Origin of the sequence: Mesorhizobium abyssinicae, assembly GCF_049887195.1 — a bacterium.
GTDB classification, from domain to species: Bacteria; Pseudomonadota; Alphaproteobacteria; order Rhizobiales; family Rhizobiaceae; genus Mesorhizobium; species Mesorhizobium abyssinicae.
This window is the reverse complement of record NZ_JARAKC010000062.1, coordinates 1-4,502: the sequence shown is the minus strand read 5'-3', so window position 1 is coordinate 4,502 and position 4,502 is coordinate 1. Positions and strand designations below refer to the sequence as shown.

The 4,502-nt window shown below is 57.8% G+C and carries 3 protein-coding genes and 1 pseudogene; 1 reads left to right on the top strand and 3 read right to left on the bottom strand.

The genetic code is table 11. The features are described 5' to 3' along the window. Positions 1–516: IS630 family transposase (locus tag PU724_RS33495; RefSeq protein WP_426213813.1), on the top strand; the 516-nt coding region annotated here is incomplete at its 5' end. Positions 517–518: 2 nt separating this feature from the next. Here the strand turns inward: PU724_RS33495 and PU724_RS33490 are convergent. From PU724_RS33490 to PU724_RS33480, 3 genes and pseudogenes are all read right to left on the bottom strand, one after another. After that, positions 519–1,251 (bottom strand): annotated as a pseudogene (locus PU724_RS33490) (IS5 family transposase). Positions 1,252–2,552: 1,301 nt separating this feature from the next. Further along, positions 2,553–3,212: a chitooligosaccharide deacetylase NodB gene (nodB, locus tag PU724_RS33485; protein ID WP_354426041.1), complete on the bottom strand. Its 660-nt coding sequence runs from the start codon at positions 3,210–3,212 to the stop codon at positions 2,553–2,555. Further along, the gene (locus tag PU724_RS33480; RefSeq protein ID WP_354426039.1) at positions 3,209–3,775 is read right to left on the bottom strand and encodes a NodA family N-acyltransferase; all 567 of its coding nucleotides are present in this window, start codon (positions 3,773–3,775) and stop codon (positions 3,209–3,211) included. The genes nodB and PU724_RS33480 overlap by 4 nt, the downstream gene beginning before the upstream one ends. Positions 3,776–4,502 lie beyond the last annotated feature (727 nt).

Genomic DNA, 4,502 nt, shown 5'->3' with positions numbered 1-4,502 from the left:
GCGCCGGGCGTCGCCGAACGGCGCACCCATACCTATGTCCGCAACGGCACGACATCGCTGTTTGCCGCGCTAGATGTTGCCACCGGGGCGGTGATCGGTCAGTGCTACAAGCGTCACCGGGCCACCGAATTCCTCGATTTCCTGAAGCGGATCGACGCCGAAATGCCCGATGGGCCGGACGTGCATCTGGTGATGGACAACTATGCGACCCACAAGACGCCGAGGATCAAGGCCTGGCTTGCGCGCCGCCCACACTGGCATGTTCACTTCACGCCAACGTCGGCATCCTGGATCAATCAGGTCGAGCGGTGGTTCGCCGAGCTGACGCGAAAGCAGTTGCAGCGCGGCGTACACCGTTCCACCGCAGAACTGGAGGCCGACATCGACGCATTCATCGAAACCCACAACGAAAACCCCACCCCATACAAGTGGGTCAAATCCGCCGACCAGATCCTCGCATCGGTCAAGCGTTTCTGCCAGAAGACAATGAACCGAACTTCAGATTCAGGTGACTAGGGTCAGGACTCATTGACCCAGACGATGAAGACTGCAGCGAGAGCCATCGCCGATAGGAAAGTGTGAGCACATCGGTCGTACCTGGTTTGGATGCGTGCGAACATGTTCTCGATCCTGTGGCGCTGTCGGTATAGGACAGGATCGTAGCTGTGCTGAACACGATGCTTGGCATGGGGCGGGATGCAGGGCGTGATGCCGCGTTCGACGAGCGCCTGGCGGAAGGCTGCGGAACTGTAGGCCCGATCGGCGAGCAGCGATTTGGGGGCAGGCAAGTCCTCGATCACTGCGGCTTGTGACCATTGGCCCGCCCTTCGCTCAGACGCAGCAGCGGCGGGCGCCCCTTGCCGTCGCAGACCACTTGCAGTTTGCTGGTCAGTCCGCCCGGCTGCGTCCGATGCATCGGGGTAAAGCCCCTTTTTAAGCAGGCTGGCGGCGGTGCGATGCGCTTTGAGATGGGTGGCATCAATCATCAGATTGTCCGTTTCGCCGCCCTGGGCGGCCAGTTCTGTCAGAATGCGGTTGAATACCCAGCCGGCTCCAGCTGATGAAGCGGTTGTAGATGGTCTTGTGCGGACCGTAGTCGGGGCTGGGGCGTCCCGCCAGCGAAGGCCATTGCGGACAACAGGATGCCGCTCAGCACCCGGCGGTCATCCACTCGCGGAACACCATGCGACAAAGGAAATAGGGCTTGATCCGGTGCATCTGCTCCGGCGTCAACATCGGCAAATCACTCAAGGCAGCATCCTCCTGCCACCTTGATTCACCTGCCAGCCTTCAACTCAACAAATTAATGGATCCTGACCCTAGTCGAGGACCTCTGGATCGCCAATGCACAATGCCCCAAGTATACAACTTATCCAGCCTTCACCAACCGATGAGCTTTGGTCGGAGTAGTGCTTGTCAGCGTCTTGGGTGACGGCTGGAGCTGGAGCGGTCATTACAATGGCCAACGCGGTGGCAGCAAGTATCGTTCGTGGCCAGTGAGACTGCAATTTCAGGAGGCTCGGGCGCGCCACATCGTCTTTTTCTGAGGTAGGCATTTTTCGTTTTCCTTTTGGATCATCACGGATTTGAAGAGGATCTGGTGTTATGTGCCATTGGGAGAGCCGGCGAAGCAGATATTCATGTGGTCGAGTCATAAATTCTCCTGAATGTTTGCTTTACGAGAACCCTTATGGCAGCCCTATCTGACCGCCTGAAAGCGGTCTGCGGGATGGCGATCCTGTCTGATCGCAGCGAGATCCAACGGAGCTGGGGCGCCCCATGGGATGCGCAGCCTGTATTGCGTTCGGACGAATGTCATGTGAGCTCCTGGGCTAAAGACTGCGCGACGGGCCATGTCGGAACACGGCATCACGGCTATGAATATGCAATTGGCATGCCACCAAAAGGGTTGTGAGCAGCGGCCCCAAATCGGAGGGGTTGGCGCTGGCCGGCTTGATCCTAACCTCCAGGAGGTCTGGATCTGAACACAGATTGTCGTCAATCGGACGCGGACAAAATGCTGTGGCCAGTTGGGCACCGGGGCTGACGCCAGAGTTCCTCGGTTGAAAGTTGCGGGTCTGAGTGCGGGATTGAGGAACAGGCGATCGCCGGGGCCGGTCGAGTTGCGCAGCCGTGTGTTGCTGTTAGCATGGCTGCATAGGGCCGCAGGTGTGATCCGAGCGCCGAATGCTGGCGCATTCGCTGCACCCGGCGACCCTGTGACGGATTTCGCGGAATTAGCTCGCTGCTATCAGTTTGCTACGAAGCGATCCGACGTCATGATTTCCCGGCTGCTGAAACGCTTTCCATCGACTGCATGGCGATCTCGCCGTCCGCGGACGCTCCTGCCGGCCGATCAGGGAAGAGCCATTCCCAAGATGCGCAGACAGGAGCCCTCATTTACCGATGGCCGAACGCGTAAACGGAGGCGATAAGAGAACTCTCAGGTGATTAGGAAAATCCTTGTGGGAGGCTTCATATGAGAACCTTGGAGGGGCGACAAATAAAGGCAGTGCTCGAAAGCCAGGCATTTTTTTAGCTAATAAATGGCTTCATTGAAAGTCAGGAAGCGGGCAGATTTCGAAACCTCGTTCAAGCAGTGCGGGAATTAGCCGGGTCAGCGCGACAGTGGTTTGGTCCCACATACCGACGTCTGTACCGGCTCTCAACCGGTCGGGAGGACACCCGTCATGGAAAAGGATGATTGCGCCGGGCTTTACGGCCTCTAGGGCTTTTTCGACAATTACGTCCGCGCCGGGGCGAGACCAGTCGCGCGAGTCCAGCGACCAGTGGAGAGCGGCCAAGTCAGCGATCGCGGACGCCGCGAAAACTTCTTCAGTCCAAATCCCGTAGGGGGCACGAACGTATCGAAGCAAGGTTTGAGGGCACGCCTTCATAATAGCGCCGTTCGTCTCAAATATCTCGCGCTGCACCTCGTCAAGGCCACACGTGGAGAGATCCGGGTGGGTCATCGTGTGGTTGCCTACCTCGTGGCCTTCTGCGACCATTCGTTGGATGAGTTCGGGCTGGTTTACGACATAGGCACCGATGACGAAGAAAGTCGCCCGAATCCGGTGCTTCGCCAGCACATCCAGGATCTGAGGTGTGCAATGTGGATTGGGACCGTCGTCAAAGGTGAAATAAACACTGCGACTGCTGGCGCCGCCCTCGCACTCGCTTCGCACATCCCATAAATAGTCTGCGCGCGTCATAGCCCTGGCCCGTTCCGATCTATCGACCCGGCCGGCCAATCGGATATTGACCGTTTGACTGGTACAACGACCACAAGCGCATCTTCGGTGCGCGTCGGAGGCAGGTCGAGTCGCGCATCTCGAAGAGTGGACCGCACACTAATCCCAGATAAAACCGCCGCCAGCCCATTTCGTCCTAACCTTGCGACATACTTCTGCATCGTATGTCGAACGGTGCCGAACCCAAATGGAACCCCAAAGTCGTCAAGTACTGGATGCAAAACGCGTATCGAGTAGGCAATTCCGAGTCTCTCAAGATCGGGACGCACCCCATACAACCCAAGTTCGGCCACCAGGAGGTCAACGCTGCCAACCCTAATGAAGCGGCGCAGCAACCCTATGTGAGCGGCTATACCTCCCGAGTCGTACGCGATTGCACGAAACTCGGGCCGCGCTCCGACCCAACTTCGATTGTCTTCAAAGGGCTTTCCGTATGTACTTCGGAAGAACTCTGCCAGTTCGGCGTGGTCGGATAATTCCAATTCCGATTCCCAGCACAGTCTCCAACGCACCTGTGAACGCATGCAACGAACTCCTTCTTCGCGGGCATTTTGAGGTCGTTTTATCGGGAAGGCTGCGCGAAGCGTGCATGTTAGAAGCTGCTGGTCAGATATTGCTGATTTGACTACGCGGCTATTGTCGCACGCGCCGCAGAGCCAATACGGCCCTTCCGATTTTGCTCGGAATCCTGATTGGCGGATTCGAACGGATCAGTACAATCGATTGAATAGATGGCAATCATCCATTGCCTGGATAGCCTGTTGATCTGGCGCTGGGCTGACGGGAGCGACCCAGGCGGCCAAAATCGCCGTTTCGCCGGTCAAGCGCGAAGCTAATCGACCGCAGGCCGCAGGAGATGATTGCAAGGAAGAAACCGGATCCTCCCGGCCTATCTAGTCCTCCAGTTTCGGCGATTTTCGAAAGACTGGATGATTTGCGGAGCTTGTATGAAGCATACGTGAAAAATGCGGCGGCCGCAGCGCGCACCCCTTTCGTGTAGCGCGACAAACCGGGAGAGAGGACGTATTGCCTCACGTAACGATGCTCCCCGAGATTCAAGCGTTGCCTCATCCATTTTGCTCCCGGCCTCCTTCGCGAGCGCCACGGCGCCTCAGTGTGGCCTTATCTCCAGGAGCGGCGGCTCCTTGTTCAAGGGGCCAAACAGCAACGCGTCCGCCTGTTCGCTGCGCCAGACCTTCAGCCGTCGCTGAAGTGTTCGAAGCAGTTTGTCCGGGTAGTCGCCGGGATACT

Coding starts and splice junctions, on each gene's coding strand:
- nodB (WP_354426041.1), bottom strand. CDS start 3,212: ATGACGCGCGCAGACTATTTATGGGATGTGCGAAGCGAGTGCGAGGGC.
- PU724_RS33480 (WP_354426039.1), bottom strand. CDS start 3,775: ATGCGTTCACAGGTGCGTTGGAGACTGTGCTGGGAATCGGAATTGGAA.